Origin of the sequence: Micromonospora sp. NPDC005087, from assembly GCF_042872965.1 — a bacterium.
In the GTDB taxonomy this organism is placed as follows: Bacteria; Actinomycetota; Actinomycetes; order Mycobacteriales; family Micromonosporaceae; genus Micromonospora.
This window is the reverse complement of sequence record NZ_JBIALB010000002.1, coordinates 348162-367263: the sequence shown is the minus strand read 5'-3', so window position 1 is coordinate 367263 and position 19102 is coordinate 348162. Positions and strand designations below refer to the sequence as shown.

Below are 19102 nucleotides of genomic sequence, written 5' to 3'. Positions count from 1 at the left end.
ACGGCCATTTGACGTCGCCGGATCGCCACTTTTCGTGGCCGAAGGGATCTTCGCCGCCGAGATCGTCGATGAGTGCCGCCGTCGTGGCCTGCTCGCCGGTGCGTACGCGCTGCGCCGCCCGCGCGGGGCGACCTTCCTCCGCCGGCTGGCCCGCGACCTGTCCGAGCAGCGCAAGGCGCCACAGGTGCTGGTCCGGCGCGGGGTGGCGCTGCTGCGCGCCGAGCCCGCGGTGCTGCGCCGGCAGACCGGGCTGGGCGCGGAGGCGGCCCGGGCCCGGGAGGTGCTGCGCAGGGTGGCCGGCCTGCTCGCCGGCCACCCGCACGGCTGACCACTCAGGCCAGCAGCTTCGCGTACGCCGGCTTGATCACCTCATCGATGATCCGCAGCCGCTCGTCGAACGGGATGAAGGCGCTCTTCATCGCGTTGATGGTGAACCACTGCAACTCCCGCCAGCCGTAGCCGAACGTCTCCACCAGCAGGGCCATCTCCCGCGACATCGACGTGCCGCTCATCAGCCGGTTGTCGGTGTTGACGGTGACCCGGAACCGCAGGTCCCGCAGCAGGCCGATCGGGTGGTCCGCGATCGAGTCCACCGCTCCGGTCTGCACGTTCGACGACGGGCACAGCTCCAGCGGGATCCGCTTGTCCCGGACGTACGCGGCCAGCCGGCCGAGCACCGGCGCCGCGCCGGGGGTGATGTCGTCCACGATCCGCACCCCGTGGCCGAGCCGATCCGCGCCGCACCACTGGATCGCCTGCCAGATCGACGGCAGGCCGAACGCCTCGCCGGCGTGGATGGTGAAGTGGAAGTTCTCCCGCTGGAGGTACTCGAAGGCGTCCAGGTGCCGGGTGGGCGGGAAGCCCGCCTCGGCGCCGGCGATGTCGAAGCCGACCACCCCGGAGTCCCGGTGCCGCACGGCCAGCTCGGCGATCTCCTGCGAACGGGCCGCGTGCCGCATGGCGGTGAGCAGCGTGCCCACCCGGATGTTCAACCCCGCCTCGACGGCCTGGGCGGTGCCCTCGGCGAAACCGGCCAGCACCGCCTCGACCACCTCGTCCAGGCTCAGGTCCTGTTCCAGGTGCTGCTCCGGAGCGAACCGCACCTCGGCGTAGACCACGCCGTCGGCGGCCAGGTCCAGCGCGCACTCGCGGGCCACCCGGCGCAGCGCCGGCGCGGTCTGCATGACCGCCACGGTGTGCGCGAACGTCTCCAGGTAGCGCTCCAGCGAGCCGGAGTCGGCCGCGTCGACGAACCAGCGCCCCAGCGCCTCGGGGTCGGTGGTGGGCAGCTCGTGGCCCACCTCCGCGGCCAGCTCGACGATCGTCGCCGGCCGCAGCCCGCCGTCGAGGTGGTCGTGCAGCAGCGCCTTCGGGACCTTGACGATGTCCTCGTACCGGATAGTTGCGACCATGCTCAGACCCTAGTCAGCGACCCTGGCGGACCGGGACGGGACCGGCCGGCAGTCACGGCTGCCAGCCGTACACCCGGTGCACTTCGAGGCGGATCACGAGCCGCCCGTCGGCGACCATGGCGGCACGGTAGTCCGCCCAGTCCGGGTGCTCGCCGCGAATCCGCCGGTAGACCTCGACCAGCTCGTCGACCGTCGCGTCGGCGGTGGCCGCGGCCGGCTCGGTGAGGGTAACGGTGCCCTCGGCGACCGCGTACGCGCCGCCGTCCGGCGTGGTCACGTGAAAGCTGGCCCGGGGGTCGCGGCGCAGGTTGCGCACCTTCGCCCGGTCCCCGGTGGTGGAGCAGCGGATCAGCCCCGGCTCGGCCAGGTAGTCGAGGTTGGACAGCTGGGGTCGGCCGTCCCGGCGCAGGGTGACCAGCACCCCGCGCCCCCGCGTGCCGAACAGCCCCCACAGCCGGTCGCTCATGCCGGCACCCGCAGCGGCGCAAGCGCGGCGGCCAGCCGGCCGAGCTGGTGGAGCATCGCCTCGGCGGCGGCGTCCCGCCCCGGATCCGGCACCAGCCGGCCGGCGCCGTCCAGCGCCTGTCGCAAGAAGATGGTCACCGCGTCGTTGACCGGGACCATGTTGAGCGTGGTCACCACCTGCTTGATCATCTGAACGGCACGCAGGCCGCCGGAGCTCATGCCGTAACTGACGAAGCCCACCGGCTTGTGCTGCCACTCGTGGTAGAGGTAGTCGATCGCGTTCTTGAGCGGGGCGCTGAAGCCGTAGTTGTACTCGGGCATCACGAAGACGAACGCGTCCGCGGCCGCGGTCGTCGCGCTCCACCGCTGGGTGTGCCGGTAGAGGTAGCGACCCTCGGACGGGTGATGCGGCTCGTCATGGAACGGCAGCCCGACCTCGGCGAGGTCGACCAGTCGGACGTCGTCGAAGCCACCGTGGCGGCCGGCGGCGTCTGTGAACCAGTCGCCGATCATCCGACCCACCCGGCCGGGGCGCGTGCTCGCGACGATCACGTTGAGGCGGCGGGTGGTCGGGTCGCGCTCGAGTGAATTTGTTGACATGTCATCAACCTAGAAGGCGAATCGGTGACATGTCAACCAAACCGCTAGACTCCACGTATGGACACACCGCGGTGGCTGGACGAACGGGAGGCCCGCGCCTGGCGCGGCTACCGCCGGATGCGTCGACTGCTCGATCTGGAGCTGGCCCGGGAGCTGACCCAGGACGCCGGCCTCTCCGAGCCGGACTACGACGTGCTCTCCGACCTCTCCGAGACCCAGCAGGGGCGGCTGCGCCTCAGCGAGCTGGCCGCCAGGATGCTGTGGTCGCGCAGCCGGCTCTCGCACCACCTGAGCCGGATGCAGCAACGCGGCCTGGTGACCCGCGAGGAGTGCGCCGACGACGCCCGCGGCTCCATCGTCGTGCTCACCCCGGCGGGTCGGCAGGCCATCGAGTCCGCTGCCCCCGGCCACGTGGCCGCCGTCCGGCGGCACCTGATCGACCTGCTCACCCCCGCTGAGGTCGACGCGCTCGGCGCGCTCACCCACCGGGTGGTCGACCACCTCGCCGGCCCCGAGCCCCGGGCCACCCGCCCGCAGCCCGAACCGGCGGCCTGACGTGGACCCGCGCATCCTCGACCGGCTGCGCTGCCCGGTCTGCGGCGAGCCGCTGTCCGAGTCGACCGCCGGCACCGCCAGGGCGCTGCGCTGCCCGCGCCGGCACAGCTTCGACATCGCCCGGCAGGGGTACGTCAACCTGCTGGCCGGGCGCGCCCCGCACGCCGGCGACAGCGCCGAGATGGTGGCCGCCCGGGCGGACTTCCTCGCCGCCGGGCACTACGACGTCATCTCGGCCGCCCTCGCCGCTGCCGCCACGGACGCCGTCGGCCGGCTCCGCGCGCCGGCCGCCACGCACCCGGGGCCTACCCCGTCCGCCCTTTGCTCTGCTTCAACCGACGCAACGGTTTCCGGACAGAACCGTTGCGCGGAGGCAAGCAGAGCAAAGGACACAACCGCAGAGGTACGGGTTGAGCCGCCGACGCCCGACTTCGAGGCGTACCCCCTGGTGGTGGACGCCGGCGCCGGCACCGGCCGGTACCTCGGCGCGGTGCTGGCGGCGCTGCCGGACGCGGTGGGTCTGGCCCTGGACGTGTCCAAGCCGGCGCTCCGCCGCGCGGCACGGGCGCATCCCCGGGCGGCCGCGGCGCTCGCCGACACCTGGCAGCGGCTGCCGCTCGCCGACGCGTCGACCTCCGTGCTGCTGAACGTCTTCGCCCCGCGCAACGGCGCGGAGTTCCACCGGGTGCTCGACCCGAACGGCACGTTGCTGGTGGTCACCCCCGCCGCCGACCACCTCGCCGAACTGGTGGACGCTCTCGGCCTGCTGCGAGTGGACCCGGACAAGGCCGACCGGGTGGCCGGCAGCCTGGGCGGGCACTTCACCGGGGTCAACTCGGCCGTACACCGGGCGGAGCTGACGCTGACCCGGCCGGAGGTCGCCACCCTGGTCGGGATGGGCCCCAGCGCATGGCACACCGACCCGGCCGCTCTCGCCGCCCGGCTGGTCGCGCTGCCCGAACCGGTCCGGGTCACCGTGGCGGTCCGGCTCGACGTCCAGCGGCCCCGCTGAGGTCAGGTGGAGAGGTCGACCTCTTCCCAGCCGGGCGGTTCATCGTGGTACGGCCCACGCAGGATCACCGCCCACTCCAGCGCCCAGCGCCGCTGACCGATCGCGTTCGCGTCGACCAGCCCAGGCAGCGACCGCCCGACCCGCTCAGTCTCCAGGTAAGCCCAGTCCAGGCAGTAGTGCAGATCGAGCAGGGCGGCCGCGTCGGCGGGATGCTGCGGCGCGGTGAGGATCCGGGACCGCCAGCGCGGGAACGTCTCCCCCTCGGCGATGTGCGGCAGCCGCTCGACCAGCCGCTCGTCCACGGCGAGGGTCGGGTCGAGCTGCTTGCTCAGCCCGAGCACCCAGGCCAGGGCGAAGAGCGCGTCGTGGTGCAGCACGAACGACCGGTGGTCGCCCTTGCCGCCGGTCACGAACTGCCACTCCGGCGGGGTCACCATCTCCATCAGGTGCGAGCCGAGCAGCCAGCTCATCGCCGCCTGCGGGGGCATCCCGAAGCAGCGGGCCAGGATCAGGTGCAGCACGGCGATCCGCGCCTCGATCTCCGCTGTGGGGCGCAACTCGATCTGGTCACCCGGCTCCCAGACGAGCGGGAACTGGGGAGGCGGCAACGGCAGGCGGAGCCGGGACAACTCGTCCAGGCTCGCCTCGCGTACCTCTCGTGGGTCGGGGGCAGGTACGGTCACGGCGCGTTTTCCTGTCTGCTCGCGACGGCTCAAGGCCGGCTATCCCCCCTTGGCCTGCGAGAATAGCGCTCCCTGGTGACCGGCACCACGCCGCCCCGACCCCGGGTCAGGTCAGCCGATCCGCTCGATGACCAGCGGCGTCGGCACCGGCGCGGTCGGCGCGACCCGCACCGCGCGGGCCGCCTCCGCGAGCGCCGCCGGGATCCGCGCCGGGTCCTCGGCGCGCAGCTCGTAGAGGGCGTCACCGGCCCGCACCGCATCGCCGGGTCGCTTGTGCAGGACCACCCCGGCCGGAACGCTCACCGGGTCCTCCTTGCGGGCCCGGCCCGCGCCGAGCCGCCAGGCCGCCACCCCCATGGCGTACGCGTCGACGGCCGCCACGTGCCCGTCCTGCTCCGCGCGCACCACCTCGACCTCCGGGGCAGCCGGCATCGGCGCGTCCGGGTCGCCGCCCTGCGCCCGGATCATCGCCCGCCAGGAGTCCATCGCCCGGCCGTCCCGCAGCGCCGCCGCCGGATCGGCGTCCGGCAGGCCGGCGGCGTCGAGCATCTCCCGCGCCAGGGCCAGCGTCAGCTCCACCACGTCGGCCGGTCCACCTCCGGCCAGCACCTCGACCGACTCGGTCACCTCGACCGCGTTGCCAATCGCCAGGCCGAGCGGTGTGGACATGTCGGTGAGCAGGGCGACCGTCCGCACGCCGTGCGCACCGCCCAGCTCGACCATGGTGCGGGCCAGCTCACGGGCCTGGTCGACGGACTTCATGAAGGCGCCCGAGCCGACCTTGACGTCGAGGACCAGTGCGCCGGTGCCCTCGGCGATCTTCTTGCTCATGATCGAGCTGGCGATCAGAGGGATCGCCTCCACCGTGCCGGTCACGTCGCGCAGCGCGTACAGCTTCCGATCGGCGGGAGCCAGGCCGGCGCCGGCCGCGCAGATCACCGCGCCGACGTCGCCGAGCTGGCTGATGAACTCGTCGTTGCTCAGCGCGGCCCGCCAGCCCGGGACGGACTCCAACTTGTCCAGCGTGCCGCCGGTGTGCCCGAGACCGCGCCCACTGAGCTGCGGCACGGCCGCGCCGCACGCCGCGACCAGCGGGGTGAGCGGCAGGGTGATCTTGTCGCCGACGCCGCCGGTGGAGTGCTTGTCGACCGTCGGGCGTCGTACCGCCGAGAGGTCCAGCCGCTCACCGCTGGCGATCATCGCGGCGGTCCACCGGGCGATCTCCGGGCCGGTCATGCCGTTGAGCAGGATCGCCATGGCCAGCGCGGCCATCTGCTCGTCGGCGACCACCCCGCGGGTGTACGCGTCCATCACCCAGTCGATCTGCGCGTCCGACAGCACACCCCCGTCCCGCTTCACCCGAATGACATCAACAGCAGCAAAACCACTACTCATCAGAAAAGATCTTTCCTAGTCGTATGCAGATCCCGACCCACGGACCGTGAACACCGAGGGAATGGGCCGACCGTGCCCGGCGGAGGGATCAAGCCTGACCGCCCGGAGCCGGGCGCGGTCGGCCCAATCCCCAGAGCTCAACCAGCAGCCCAGCGAACGGGAATCTCCAAAGGCGGCTCGCCCTCACCGGCCCAGAAGATGGTCCCGGTCGCGTCGACCACCACCACCCGAGGCGTCCGGGCCATCCCCCAGGTGATCGCCTCCGCCGGGTCGTCCCAGCTCGGGGCCTCCTCCAGCACGCCGGTCTCGGCGCCCGCGTCGTCCCCGGCCGACCGCTCCCAGTACGCCGTCCAGACCTGCTGCCCGGCGGACATGTCCGGGTGCACGAAGACGGTGCCGCGCCCGCGCCAGGCAGCCAGCCGCTCCGGGACCACCGGCACCGGCGTCTCACCGGTCACCGCCTCCAGGTCCTCCACACCGAAGGCGTGCGGCAGCAGCTCTGCCATCCGCAGCGGGCGACCCTTGGTCTCGATCAGGCACTCCGGCCCACCGTGCTCCCAGAGCAGCTGCCGGCACCGGCCGCACGGCATCAACGGCTCACCGGTGGCGTCGACGCAGGAGAGCGCGACGAGACGGCCACCCCCGGTGGCGTGCAGGCTGGACACCACCCCGCACTCGGCGCAGAGGGTCACCCCGTACGCGGCGTTCTCCACGTTGCAGCCGACCACCACGCGGCCGTCGTCGACCAGCGCGGCCGCGCCGACCGGGAACGTCGAGTACGGCGCGTACGCGTGCCGCATCGCGTCCGAGGCGGCGGCGCGCAATCGCGCCCAGTCGATCTCAGTCATCCCATCATTCTGCCGCACCGTCATCGCTGCCTGCGGCGGGACCACCTCGGCCCCGCCGCGTCGACGCCGGGCGTCAGCCCTTGATGTACGGCTTGCCGTCCGCAGCCGGTGCCCGGACCCGGCCGACCAACCCGGCGACCGCCAGGATCGTCGCCAGATAGGGCAGCATGGCCAGGAACTGGCTGGGGATCACGCTGTTGATCGCGCCCAGATAGGTGGCGAGCTGGTCGGCGAAGCCGAAGAAGAGCGCGGCGAGCAGCGCGCCGGTCGGGTTCCACCGGCCGAAGATCAGCGCGGCCAGTGCGATGAAGCCCTTGCCGCCGATCATGTTCTTGGTGAACGAGTAGAGCGCCAGCGTGTAGGACGCGCCGCCGATTCCGGCGACCACGCCGGCCAGCAGCACGTTGCGGTAACGCACCCGCAGCACCTTGACGCCGAGCGTGTCGGCGGCGGTCGGGTGCTCGCCGACCGAGCGGGTACGCAGCCCCCACCGGGTCCGGAACAGCCCGATGTGGATCACCAGCACCAGGAGCAGGCCGAGGTAGAGGAAGATGTTGCCGCGGAACAGCGCCGGGCCGAGCACCGGGATGTCCTCGAGCAGCGGGATGTTCCAGTTGCTGAAGCGTGGCGCGCTGTTGTATTTCGTCGCGTCGGTCTGCATCAGCCGCTCGTAGAGGAAGCCGGTGACACCGACCGCCAGCAGGTTCAGCACGATGCCCATGACGACCTGGTCGACCAGGTAGCGGATGGCGAAGACGGCCAGCAGCAGCGAGATGAACGCGCCACCGAGGGCGGCGGCGACCAGACCCACCCAGACGCTGCCGGAGAGGCTGCCGAACAACGCGCCGCTGAACGCGCCCATCAGCAACTGACCCTCGATGGCCACGTTGACCACGCCGGACCGTTCGCAGAGCACCCCGGCGAGCGCGCCGAAGATCAGCGGCAGCGCGAGGATGAACGTGCCCCGGATGATGTTGACCAGCGGCATGAAGTTCTGCCCGGCCGGCGCGGCGGAGACCTGCCAGCAGAGGAAGGAGAGCACGAAGCCGACCAGCCCGACGCCGAGCACGGGAAGGAACCAGCGCTTCGGCACCCCGGCGAGCAGCGCCGCGCCAGCGGCGATCGCGATGATCCCGAACAGGATCGCCCCGATCGTGCCGTTGATCTCCAGTGCGGCGCCGGCCGCGTCGTCGCTGAGCGTGAACCGGGCCTGCTGGTCGGTGGCGAGCGCGCCGAAGAGCACCGCCGACAGCAGACCGAGCGCCAGCAGCGTCAGACCGACCTTGCGGCTACGGGTCCAGAAGCCCTCGTCGACCGGGGCGACCGCGATGTCGGGGACAGCCATGGTGGACATGAGTTACCAGCCCTTCGCCAGGCTCGTCTGCAACCGGGCGGCGCGCGCGGCCCGGAGCTGGAAGATCGCCTTCACCAGGGCCGGCGCGGCGATGAAGATGACGATCAGCGCCTGGAGCACGGTCACCAGCTCCAGCGAGATCCCCGAGTACGACTGCATCCGGTTACCGCCGGCCTGGAGCGCCCCGAACAGCAGCCCTGCCAGCAGCACCCCCCACGGCTTCACCCGGCCGAGCAGCGCCACCAGGATGCCGTCGAAGCCGATCTGCGCGACCACCAGCGGGGTCAGGGCGCTGGCGGTGGAGCCCAACACCATGTTCGAGCCGCCGAGGCCGGCCAGGATTCCGGAGAAGACCATGATCAGGATGTACGTCCGGGTGACGCTGATTCCGGCGGTCCGGGCGGCGTCCGGGTTGGCACCGACCGCGCGCAGCTCGAAGCCGAGCGTCGAGCGGTTCAGCAGCCAGGCGACCGCCCAGGTGGCCAGCACGGCGAGCAGGATGCCGGCGTGCACCCGCAGGTTGTCACCGAGCAGCCGGGGCAGCTGGGCGGAGGTGTCCACCGCCCTGCTGATCGCGTCGGGACGGGTCGGGTCCTGCACGCCGTTCTGCACGATCAACCAGGTGAGGAAGTACGTGGCGACGTAGTTGAGCATGATCGTGTTGATCACCTCGTGGGCCCCGGCGCGGGCCTTGAGGATGCCCGGGATGAAACCCCAGATCGCCCCGCCCAGGGCCCCGGCCAGCACCGCCACCAGCAGGTGCAGACCGGGCGGCAGCGGCAGCAGGAAGCCGGCCAGCGCCGCCAGGACCACGCCGACGGTGGCCTGGCCCTGGGCACCGATGTTGAACAGGCCGCCGCGGAAGGCCAGCGCCACCGCCAGGCCGGTGAAGACCAGCGGCGCCGTGTAGGTGAGCGTCTCGGAGATCGGCGCGAGCACGGCCTGCCAGCCGTTGCTGCCGTTCAGCCAGCCGGAGAACGCCTCCGGGTCGAAGATCGACCCCTTGAACAGGTTCGCGTACGCCTCGCTGACCAGCGTCCAGCTGGCGCTGAACGCGTCCGCCGGGCGGGCGGTGATGTAGGAGTAGGTGGAGAGCACGGCCGGATCAGAAATGATCATCAGCACCGCGCCGACCACGATCGCCAGCACCAACGACAGCAGGGTCACCGTGAAGGTGTTGGCCGCCCAGAGGTTGTCCAGGAACAGCCGGCCCAGGCTGGGCTTGGGCTCCGGTGCCGACGGGTCCGGCTTGGTCGCCGGCTCGGCCCGTTCGGTGTTGCTGAGCGCGTTCTGCGCGGCCTGCGCCTCGCTCGCCGGCTCCTTGTCCGGCGAGCCGGACTGCGGGATGGGGTCGCTCATGCCTCGTCCTCGTTCGCGGAGCCTGCGTCGCTCGCCGGGCTCCCGTCGGTAGCCGCGCCGTCGGTGGGCACGGCGTCCGTACCCTGCTCGTGGGCCGCGTCCGGGCTGATACCGGCCATCAGCAGGCCGATCTCCTCGCGCGGGGTGTCCGGGCCGACGATGCCGATGATCCGACCCCGGTACATCACCGCGATCCGGTCGGCCAGCCCGATCACCTCGTCGAGTTCGCTGGAAACCACCATGACGGCGGTGCCGATGTCCCGCTCGCGGATGATCCGGCTGTGGATGAACTCGATGGACCCGACGTCGACGCCGCGGGTCGGCTGGGCGGCGATGAAGAGCTTCAGCGGCCGGGACAGCTCCCGGGCCACGATCACCTTCTGCTGGTTACCGCCGGAGAGGGTGCCCACGGGCGCGTCGGCCGATGAGGTGCGGACGTCGAACTGCTCGATCCGCTCCTTCGCCGAGGTCGCGATCGCGTCCGGTTTGAGCGCGAGCCCCGCACCGAACGGCGGCCGGTCGTAGATGTCCAGCACCAGGTTCTCCGCGACGCTGAACTCCTTGACCAGGCCGTCCACGCTGCGGTCCTCCGGCACGTAGCCGACGCCGGCGCGGAGCACCTTCTTGGTCGTCCAGCCGTCGATCCGGTCGCCGGCCAGGCTGACCGTGCCGGCGAGCACCGGGCGCAAGCCCATGATCGCCTCGATCAGCTCGGTCTGACCGTTGCCCTGCACACCCGCCACGCCGAGCACCTCGCCCGCGCGTACGGTCAGGTCCACCCCGTCGACCGCGCGGATCTGCCGGTCGTCGTCGACGACCAGCCCGGCCACCTCCAGCATCGGCTCGCCCGGTGTCGCATTGCCCTTGTCCACGGTGAGCCGGACGCTGCGCCCCACCATCAGCGCGGCCAGTTCGTCACGGCTGGCCTCCGGCGAGGCGGTGCCGACGGTCTTTCCGCGTCGGATCACGGTGATACGGTCGGCGATGGCCTTGACCTCGCCGAGCTTGTGGGTGATGAAGACGATCGACTTGCCGGCCGCCTTCAGCGACCGCATGACCGTCAGCAGTTCTTCGGTCTCCTGCGGCGTGAGCACCGCGGTCGGCTCGTCCAGGATGAGCAGGTCGACGTCGCGGGTGAGCGCCTTGACGATCTCGACGCGCTGCTGGATGCCGACCGGCAGGTCCTCGATCACCGCGTCCGGGTCGACCTGCAGGTTGTAGCGCTCGGACACCTCGGCGACCTCGCGCCGGGCACGCCGCCGGTCCAGGAAGCCGGCGATGCCGCCCCGGACCTGCTCGGCTCCGAGCATGATGTTCTCGGTGACCGTGAAGACCGGCACCAGCATGAAGTGCTGGTGCACCATGCCGATCCCGGCCGCGATCGCGTCGGACGGGCCCTTCAGCTTCAGCGGCTTGCCGTCGACCAGGATCTCGCCCTCGTCGGGCTGGTAGAGCCCGTAGAGCACGTTCATCAGGGTCGACTTGCCCGCGCCGTTCTCGCCGAGCAGGGCGTGAATCTCTCCAGGCTCCACCGTCAGATCGATGTGGTCGTTGGCGACCAGATCACCGAACCGCTTGGTGATGCCGCGCAGTTCGAGTCTCAGCGCAACCTCCTGGAGTGCGAGCGATGGTGCAGCGTAGCTGCCGTCGACCCGGCCCGGCTGGCCCGGTCATCGTGGCGCGCGATCGGCCGCTCCGGCCCCACGGGTGGTCACCCGCGGCGCCGGAGCGGCCGGATCGGTCGTACCTGTCCCCGCCGACCCTCCGATGATCTCACCGGAGGGACCGGCCGGTCGTCACTTGGTCGGCTGGGCCTTTGAGGTGACGGTGATGGTGCCGGCGGCGATGTCCGCCTTGATCTTGTCGATCTCGGCCTTCAGCTCGGCCGGAACCTTGCTGTCGAAGTCGTGGTACGGGGCGAGCGAGACACCGTTGTTGGCCAGGGTGCCGACGAAGCCCGGCTTGGCCGGCAGCTTGTCGCCGGCGGCGGCCTTGACCACGGCCTCCTTGACGGCGTCCGGGATGTTCTTGACCACGGTGGTGATGATCGCCGCGCAGTCCGGGGTGCTCTCGCAGCCGTCGACGTCCACCCAGATGGTGTTGTACTTGCCGCTCGAGGCCTTGGCCGCGGAGGTCGTGCCGAGGCCGGAGCCACCGGCGACGGGCATGATGATGTCCGCGCCCTGGGCGACCAGCGTGTCGGAGACCTTCTTGCCCTCGTCCTGCTTGGCGAAGTCGTTGGTGAAGGAACCCTTCTGGGTCGCCTTGTCCCAGCCGAGCGCCTGGACGTTCTTCTTCTTGGTGGTGTTGTAGTACGCCACGCCGTCGACGAAGCCGTCCATGAAGATGGTCACCGGCGGGATCGGCAGGGCGCCGTAGGTGGCCACCTTGCCGGTCTTGGTCAGCCCGGCGGCCAGGTAGCCCGCCTGAAAGGCGGCCTGCGCGGTGTCGAACTGCATCGGGTAGACGTTGGCGTCACCCGGGTTGGCGTCGACGATGCCGAACTCCTGGTTCGGGTTCGCCTTGGCGATCTTCGAGGTGGCGTTCGACATCAGGCCACCGACGGCCAGGATGAAGTTGCACTTCTGGTTGACGTACTGCGTCAGGTTCGGCTCGTAGTCGGCCTCGGCCTTCGACGCGACGTACTTGATGTCGATGTTGTCGTTGGCGGCCTTGGCCTCCTGCAGGCCCTTCCAGGCCGAAGCGTTGAACGACTTGTCGTCGATGCCGCCGACGTCGGTCACCATGCAGGCGCTGAACTTCTTGGCGCCACTGCCCGCGTTGTTGTCATCCTTGGGGGCCTCGCCACACGCGGCGGCGGTGAGCGCGAGCCCACCCACCGCGAAGATCGAGGCGATCCGCATCCCACGCACCGAGCGCAAGACGTCTCCTTCCCATTGCACACCGCGCCTAGTGCGGTGGCAGCCCATCAGCCGACCTGCGGTGTGCCGCCGGCTGTCCCACGTTACGGACGGGAGCGTACGCCCGCGCCCACCCACCAGCCGACAATCGTGCACGACTGTTGAGTGCCTGTTACCCGGGTGTAATCCTCGCGTGGGGCAAGTCACTCTTCGTGCTGGTAGGCGAGCAGTCCAGGCGTCACGAACGTCCGTTTTTCAGGGGCGGCCCCCTCCTCGGACGCTACCGCCAAAAGACCGCGACCGCCGCGTTGACCAGCGTCAGGCCGACGATCGCGAGGAAGTGACCGCGATTGACCACGTCCCGCTTCCGCGAGAAGAAGACCATGACGAAGATCAGCAGCGCGATCACCAGCTTCGTCACGAGTTTCGCCGGGGCCGGCTCGTCACCGTCGCGCAGCGGGGCGGAGAGGCCGAGCCCGGTCAGCAACTGGATCACCGCCCCCCACAGCATGGCCGGGTTGATCCGCAGCCGGCCGCTGATGTATTGGGCGATCGAGCCGCCGAGCAGCAGGGCGAAACCGATCAGATGGACATAGAGGAGAGTCAGTCGCAGAGCTTCCACGCCGCCCATCCTCCCCTATCAACGACAGTTTGTAGTAGGGGGTCCTGCGGATCGGCGCGTCGAGGCTGACCGACCGCGTTCAGCACAGCCGCCAGACCTGGAAGGTGGGGCCGTCACCGGGCAGGGTCATCGAGCCGTCCGGGCCGGGTCGGAGCGCTGGCGCACCCCCGTACAGGTTCTCGGCCGCCGGCAGCCCGGCCAGCCGCACCGGGCCGCCGGGTGCCCGGCGGGCCAGCACCAGCACCGCCCCGGTCGGCGCCTCGCGCAGGAAGACGAGCGTGTCCGGGTCGTGGTGCAGCCGCCGCAGGCCGCCGTGGCGTAGCGCCGGCTCACCCCGCCGCAGCGCGATCAGCGCCTGGTACGCGGCGAACGTGCCGGCGTCCCAGCTCCGAGGGCGGTGCCACGGCATCGGGGTACGAGACGACTCGCCGTTCGTGCCGGTCAGGCCCAGCTCATCCCCCGCGAAGATCATCGGGATGCCGGGCATGGTGGCGAGCAGCCCGGCGGCGACCTCCTGTCGGGCCGCGTCGCCGACCACCGTCCGGATCCGAGCCGAGTCGTGCGAGCCGAGCAGTTGCCACGAGTGCACGTACGAACGCCAGGACACCAGCGACCGGTAGGCGTCCATGGTGGCCAGCACCGCGTCCGCGTCCCGGTGGGGCACCCCGCCCGGCGTGCCGAGGAAGTTCGGCACCGGCTGGTCGCCGTGGCGGAGCCAGGACCAGACCGGGTCGGTGAAGCCGACGTAGTTCATGGTGCCGTGCCAGCCGTCGCGGTCCAGGTCACCGGTGTGGTCGTGGCCGTGCTCGCCCATCAGCAGGCCGTCCGGGCGGTCCTGGGCCACCACCGAGCGCAGCAGCGCCGCCACCTCGTGGGTGTACGCGTCGGCGCCACGCCGGCCGGTCATGTTCGCCACGTCCACCCGCCACCCGTCCAGCCCGTACGGGGGGCGCAGCCAGCGGCGCAGCACCGCGTCCTCGGCGGTGGCGAAGCGGCGGCGCAGCTCGGCGCTTCGCCAGTTCAGCTTCGGCAGCGACTTGACCCCGTTCCAGGACTCGTAGTCCCCGGTGCTCCCGTCGAAGTAGTACAGCTCCCGTTCCGGAGCGCGGACGTCGGAGGACGCGGCGGTGAACCAGTCGTGCGCGTCGCCGGTGTGGTTGCTGGTGATGTCGCCGAGCAGCCGCCAGCCCCGGGCCCGTACCGCGTCGGCGAGCCGGGCCAGCGCGGCGTCCCCGCCGAGCAACGGGTCGACCCGGTCGAAGCTGGCCGCGTCGTAGCGGTGGTTGGATCGGGCCGGAAAGACCGGGGTCAGGTAGACGGTGTTCACCCCGAGCCGGTCCAGGTGGTCCAGCCGCTCGGCGATCCCGTCCAGGTCGCCGCCGTAGAGCTGGTGCGGCGTCTCCGGGCCGCGCCCGATCACCGGGGTGTCCCAGTCGCACGGGATCGCCCAGTCCGGCAGCGGCCGGGTGCCGGCCGCCGCGGAGCGGGCGAACCGGTCCGGAAAGATCTGGTAGATCACGGCGTCGCGCGCCCAGGCCGGCGGCGGCGCGTGGGTGACCAGCTTGAAGTCACCGTGGTCGGGCACGTCGTGGTCGACCAGCCCGGCGGCAGTCAGCCACCGGGTACGCCGTCGCCCGGAGAGCAGGAAGCGGTAGTTGCTCACCGGGTTGCGCGCCTCGATCTCGGCCCGCCACCAGACCACCTCACCGTCGACGCGGTCCACAGTGGCCTCGCGGAAACGCGGCTCGCCATCGCCAGTCGTGCGCACATATACCTGTTGGATGTCGCCCCCGGCCGGCGCCCGGACGAAGACGTCGATTGTCTCCCCCAGCGTGGGCTCCTGCTGCGGGACGTAACTGGCGGATCCGTCGTGGTGCGGCTGCACGATGTTCCTTTCGTCCGGGGCGCGGGGGTACGACGGTGAGCCGGGCCAGCTGCCTCTGCTGGCCGCCTTTGCTCTGCTTACACCCGCGCAACGGGCACTGTCCGGATAGCGGACACCGGCTGTTGCGCGGGTTGAAGCAGAGCAAAGGCAGCAGGGCAGGGTGTCCCGGCCCGCGCCCAAGCCCGCGCCCGTGTCACGACCCACACCCAGCCCCAGGCCGACTACCCCTTCACCGCGCCGGCGGTCAGCCCGGACACGATGTAGCGCTGGAGCAGTTGGAAGACCAGCACGGTGGGGATCGCGGTGAGCAGGGTCCCGGCGGCGAAGATGCCGAAGTTGTTGTTGCGCTCGTTGCCCTGCAACATGCCGTACATGCCGACCGCCAGGGTCTTCGAGTCGGTGCCGGTGAGGAACACGTTGGCCATCAGGAACTCGTTGATGGTGCCGATGAACGCCAGCAGCCCGGTCACCGCCAGGATCGGCGCCACCAGCGGCAGCATGATCCGGAAGAAGACCTGGGCGTGCGACGCCCCGTCCATGGTCGCCGACTCGTCCAGTTCCCGGGGCAGGGTGTCGAAGAAGCCCTTCATCAGCCAGGTGTTCACCCCGAGCGCGCCACCCATGTAGAGCAGCAACAGCCCCCAGGGGGTGTTGAAGCCGATCGACGGCCACAGGTCGGTGATCGTGCCGAAGATCAGGTAGATCGCCACGATCGCCAGGAACTGCGGGAACATCTGGATCAACAGCAGGGCGAGCAGCCCCACCCGGCGGCCGCGGAACCGCATCCGCGAGAAGGCGTACGCGGCCAGCGCGGAGAGGAGCACCGACGCGAACGAGGCCACCCCGGCGATCAGCAGCGAGTTGAGGAACCACCGCCCGAAGGCGGTCCGTTCGAACAACCCGCCGAAGTTGCCGAGCGACACCCCGTCGGTCGGCACCAGGTCGGTGGTGGAGAGCGTGCCGAGCGGGTTGAGCGCGGCGGAGAGCACGAACACGATCGGGAAGAGACTGAACAGCACGCCGAGCACGGCGACCAGGTGCCGCCAGCCGACCTGGGCGAACCAGCGGTTGCGCCGCCGGCCGGTGACGTTGCGGTTGACCGCCGGCGGCGGACCTGCCGTGTCGCCGGTAGGCATGGGCCCGGTGAGCGTGGTCACGAGTACACCTCCTCCTGCTTACGGGTCCGGCGGAAGCTGACCGCCGAGACCACCGCGACGATGGCGAAGATGAACAGTGAGATCGCGGCCGCGAAGCCGAACTCCGCGCCCTGCCCGCCGAAGGCGAGCCGGTAGGTGTACGTGATGAGCAGGTCCGTCGCGCCGTTGGTCGGGTTGTCGGCCGGGAACGGCGCGCCCTCGGTGGTCAGGTAGATCGCGTTGAAGTTGTTGAAGTTGTACGCGAACGACGAGATCAACAGCGGGGAGAGCGCGATCAGCAGCAGGGGCAGGGTGACCGCCCGGAAGGACTGCCAGGGCGATGCCCCGTCGACCGAGGTCGCCTCGGTCAACTCCCGCGGGATGGCCTGCAACGCACCGGTGGCCACCAGGAACATGTACGGGTAGCCGAGCCAGAGCTGCACCAGGATGACCGCGAGGCGCGCCGTCCACGCGTGGCCGAACCAGTCCACGTCCAGGCCGAACAGGTTGTTGATCAGGCCGAAGTCGGCGTTGAACATGTCCCGCCAGGCCAGCAGCATCGCGAACGACGGCATGGCGTACGGCAGGACCAGCAGCACGCGGTAGAGGTTGGTGCCGCGCATCCGGGGCGAGTGCAGCACGAGCGCGATCAGCACGCCGAGCAGGAACGTCCCGCCGGTGGAAGCCACAGCGAAGGCGAAGTTCCAGATCAGGGTGCCGAGGAACGGGCCGGAGATGTTCTCGTCGGTGAGCACCCGGGTGAAGTTGCTCAGCCCGACGCTGACCTTCCAGCCCTGGGCGAGCCGCTCGCCGTCGGCGGCGACGAAGGCGCCCACCTCCTCGTCGGCGGTCCAGGTCTGCCCGGTCTCGGTGTCCCGGACGCAGTCGCAGCCGGCCTCGTACGCCCGCACCGCCTTGCCCTCGTACGCGCGGGACAGGCCGCTGGAGCGCAGCGCGCCGCCGGCGGTGGGCACCACCAGGTCGGTGATCTCCTTGCTGCGGGCGCTGGCCTGGCCGAAGTTCAGCACGGTGTAGCCGTCGGCGGCGGTGACCTTGCCGGCCGGGGTGACCGTGACGTCGGCGGCGTCGAGCTGGCGTAGCCCGCCGGTGTCGCCGGCGGAGACCGTGCCGGTGGCGGGGTTGGTGACCAGGAAGACCAGCGGTCCGGTGGCCGGGTCGCCCTTGGTGGCGATCGACAGGGCGTACTCGGCGGAGCCGGGCACCTGGGTGACCGAGGAGGTCTGGATCGCGACGATCGCGTCGTCCTTGCTGCCCCGGTGCCCGTCGCCGAAGTTGGTGAAGGCGGTGCTGGCCGTGTAGAGCACCGGGAAGACCTGGAAGGCGATCAGGAACAGGGTGCCTGGGACCAGGTACTTGGCCGGGATGTGCCGGCGGGTGAGGTACAGGTAGAACAGTCCGGCGGTGGTCGCCGCCAGCAGGGCCAGACCGACCCACTTCCCTGCGTCGATGAGCGGGAAGGCCGCCCAGACCGCGATACCGGCGGTCAGGCCGAGCAGGAGCACCTTGCCGGCCAGGCCGGTCAGGGTGATCGGCGCGTGGTCACGCGCGGCACGGGAGCGCGGGGGCCGGGAGCCGACGGGCCCCCGGCCCGGGGCCTGCTTGGCAGACCCCGGGCCGGACAGCGGCGTGCTCATTACTTGATCTGGCCGGAGATGGTCTTGCCGGCCGCGGTGATGGTGCTGGTCGGGTCGGCGCCACCGATGACGGCGGCCTCGGCCTTGCCGAACGGGTCCCAGATCGCGGCCATCGCCGGGATGGCCGGGAGCACCTGGCCGTTCCTGCCGGCCTCCTGGAACTTGGCCAGATCCGGGTCGCTGCCCTTGACCTGCTCGAGGGCGGCGGTCAGCGCCGGCGGCCGGGGCTCGGCGTTGTAGAGCGCGACGGCCAGCTCAGGGGTGGTGGTGTAGTTGGCCACGAACTCCTGGGCCAGCGCCTTGTTCTTGCCCTTGGTGGCGACGTAGAACGCCTGAACACCCACGAACGGCTGGGCCTCCTTGCCACCGGCGAAGCCGGGGATGGCGGAGATGTCGTACTTGATGTTGGCCTTCTTGACGTCGGCCACCGCCCACGGACCGGAGACCAGGAACGCGCACTTCTTGCTGGTGAAGGTGGCGATCGAGTTGGTGTCCGCGATGGAGCGCTTGAGCACGCCCGCGCCCTTCTCGCCGAGCGCGCCGATCTTCTTGAACGCCTCGATCGACGCGGGCTTGCCCACGCCCAGGTCCTTCGGGTCGTAGTCGCCGTTGGCGCCGGTGCCGAAGAGGTAGCCGCCAGCCGAGGTGTACAGCGGGTAGATGTGGTACGCGTCGCCGTTCTGGCCGACCTGGAGGCAGAGCGTCTCGGTGGCCTTCTTCGCCGTCTTGAGCTGCTTGCCCGTGGCGACCAGGTCCTCGATCGTCTTCGGCGCCTCGGGGGCCAGCTCGGTGTTGCGGATCAGCGCCAGGTTCTCCTGCGCGTACGGCACGCCGTAGAGCTGACCGTTGAAGGTGACCGCCTTGATGGCGGTCTCGTTGAACGCGCTCTTCTGCTCCGCGGCGAGCTGCACGGGGTCGATGGCGCCGTTCTGCACCAGGTTACCGATCCAGTCGTGCGCGCCGACCACCACGTCGGGGCCGCTGCCCTGCTGGGAGGCGGTGACGAAGTTGGTCTGCAGGTCCTTGCTGACGGCCTCGACCTCGACGGTGACGCCGTTCTCCTGACCGAACTTTTCGGCGAACGGCTTGAGGGCGGCGGTCCGCTTGTCGTCCGCCCAGATCACCAGTTTGCCGCCGGCGGCCTTGGGGGATTCCTTCGCGGCCGGCTCGTCGCTGTCGCCACCACAGCCGGAGGCGGCGAGCGCCAGGGCGAAGAGGGCGACCACACCCGCGGTACGGATGCGCATCGGTACTCCTGTC

Annotated in this window: 18 protein-coding genes; 3 read left to right on the top strand and 15 right to left on the bottom strand. The window is 70.9% G+C overall.

The features are described from left to right. Positions 1-34 precede the first annotated feature (34 nt). Positions 35-328, top strand: a complete 294-nt coding sequence (locus tag ACFYPS_RS06795) for a hypothetical protein (RefSeq protein WP_354962617.1) — start codon at positions 35-37, stop codon at positions 326-328. 4 nt (positions 329-332) lie between these two features. Here ACFYPS_RS06795 and ACFYPS_RS06790 read toward each other — a convergent pair whose 3' ends face one another. The 3 genes from ACFYPS_RS06790 to ACFYPS_RS06780 are packed head-to-tail and all read right to left on the bottom strand — an operon-like array spanning position 333 to position 2477. Continuing rightward, the gene (locus ACFYPS_RS06790; RefSeq protein WP_387323237.1) at positions 333-1412 is read right to left on the bottom strand and encodes an adenosine deaminase; all 1080 of its coding nucleotides are present in this window, start codon (positions 1410-1412) and stop codon (positions 333-335) included. A 52-nt stretch (positions 1413-1464) separates the two neighbouring features. Then, complete coding sequence (locus ACFYPS_RS06785) at positions 1465-1878, bottom strand: PPOX class F420-dependent oxidoreductase (protein ID WP_354962615.1); 414 nt, start codon at positions 1876-1878, stop codon at positions 1465-1467. Then, the gene (locus tag ACFYPS_RS06780) at positions 1875-2477 is read right to left on the bottom strand and encodes an NAD(P)H-dependent oxidoreductase (protein ID WP_354962614.1); all 603 of its coding nucleotides are present in this window, start codon (positions 2475-2477) and stop codon (positions 1875-1877) included. The genes ACFYPS_RS06785 and ACFYPS_RS06780 overlap by 4 nt, the downstream gene beginning before the upstream one ends. 57 nt (positions 2478-2534) lie before the next feature. Here ACFYPS_RS06780 and ACFYPS_RS06775 point away from each other — a divergent pair, with 57 nt between their 5' ends. Together ACFYPS_RS06775 and ACFYPS_RS06770 are read left to right on the top strand one after the other, a co-directional pair. Continuing rightward, complete coding sequence (locus tag ACFYPS_RS06775) at positions 2535-3032, top strand: MarR family transcriptional regulator (RefSeq protein WP_354962613.1); 498 nt, start codon at positions 2535-2537, stop codon at positions 3030-3032. A 1-nt stretch (position 3033) separates the two neighbouring features. Then, entirely contained in the window at positions 3034-4044 is a 1011-nt protein-coding gene (locus tag ACFYPS_RS06770; RefSeq protein WP_354962612.1) for a putative RNA methyltransferase, read from the top strand. Between the two features lie 2 nt (positions 4045-4046). Here the strand turns inward: ACFYPS_RS06770 and ACFYPS_RS06765 are convergent, their stop codons facing one another. From ACFYPS_RS06765 to ACFYPS_RS06710, 12 genes are all read right to left on the bottom strand, one after another. Continuing rightward, a complete protein-coding gene (locus ACFYPS_RS06765; protein WP_354962611.1) occupies positions 4047-4727 on the bottom strand; it encodes a DUF4272 domain-containing protein in 681 nt (226 codons plus the stop codon). A gap of 111 nt (positions 4728-4838) precedes the next feature. Then, complete coding sequence (locus ACFYPS_RS06760; protein ID WP_387323233.1) at positions 4839-6122, bottom strand: thymidine phosphorylase; 1284 nt, start codon at positions 6120-6122, stop codon at positions 4839-4841. Positions 6123-6259: 137 nt separating this feature from the next. Next, positions 6260-6994: a cytidine deaminase gene (locus ACFYPS_RS06755; protein ID WP_387323231.1), complete on the bottom strand. Its 735-nt coding sequence runs from the start codon at positions 6992-6994 to the stop codon at positions 6260-6262. A 49-nt stretch (positions 6995-7043) separates the two neighbouring features. Continuing rightward, positions 7044-8324, bottom strand: coding sequence for an ABC transporter permease (locus ACFYPS_RS06750; RefSeq protein WP_354962608.1), 1281 nt, complete (start codon positions 8322-8324; stop codon positions 7044-7046). A 3-nt stretch (positions 8325-8327) separates the two neighbouring features. Next, the gene (locus ACFYPS_RS06745) at positions 8328-9683 is read right to left on the bottom strand and encodes an ABC transporter permease (protein WP_387323229.1); all 1356 of its coding nucleotides are present in this window, start codon (positions 9681-9683) and stop codon (positions 8328-8330) included. Continuing rightward, positions 9680-11227, bottom strand: coding sequence for an ABC transporter ATP-binding protein (locus tag ACFYPS_RS06740; protein ID WP_354962935.1), 1548 nt, complete (start codon positions 11225-11227; stop codon positions 9680-9682). Before ACFYPS_RS06740 ends, ACFYPS_RS06745 begins: the two co-directional genes overlap by 4 nt. A gap of 252 nt (positions 11228-11479) precedes the next feature. Further along, positions 11480-12547, bottom strand: coding sequence for a BMP family ABC transporter substrate-binding protein (locus ACFYPS_RS06735; RefSeq protein ID WP_354962934.1), 1068 nt, complete (start codon positions 12545-12547; stop codon positions 11480-11482). A 277-nt stretch (positions 12548-12824) separates the two neighbouring features. Continuing rightward, positions 12825-13166: a hypothetical protein gene (locus ACFYPS_RS06730; protein WP_354962606.1), complete on the bottom strand. Its 342-nt coding sequence runs from the start codon at positions 13164-13166 to the stop codon at positions 12825-12827. 79 nt (positions 13167-13245) lie between these two features. Beyond that, positions 13246-15051 carry a glycoside hydrolase family 13 protein gene (locus tag ACFYPS_RS06725; protein ID WP_354962605.1) on the bottom strand — a complete coding sequence of 602 codons (1806 nt, stop codon included), beginning with the start codon at positions 15049-15051 and terminating at the stop codon, positions 13246-13248. A 221-nt stretch (positions 15052-15272) separates the two neighbouring features. Beyond that, positions 15273-16187, bottom strand: coding sequence for a sugar ABC transporter permease (locus tag ACFYPS_RS06720; RefSeq protein ID WP_387323602.1), 915 nt, complete (start codon positions 16185-16187; stop codon positions 15273-15275). A gap of 17 nt (positions 16188-16204) precedes the next feature. Then, complete coding sequence (locus ACFYPS_RS06715; RefSeq protein ID WP_387323226.1) at positions 16205-17842, bottom strand: ABC transporter permease subunit; 1638 nt, start codon at positions 17840-17842, stop codon at positions 16205-16207. Further along, positions 17842-19089 (bottom strand): maltose ABC transporter substrate-binding protein, encoded by a 1248-nt coding sequence (locus ACFYPS_RS06710; RefSeq protein WP_354962603.1) that lies wholly within the window; start codon positions 19087-19089, stop codon positions 17842-17844. Before ACFYPS_RS06710 ends, ACFYPS_RS06715 begins: the two co-directional genes overlap by 1 nt. Positions 19090-19102: the final 13 nt, after the last annotated feature.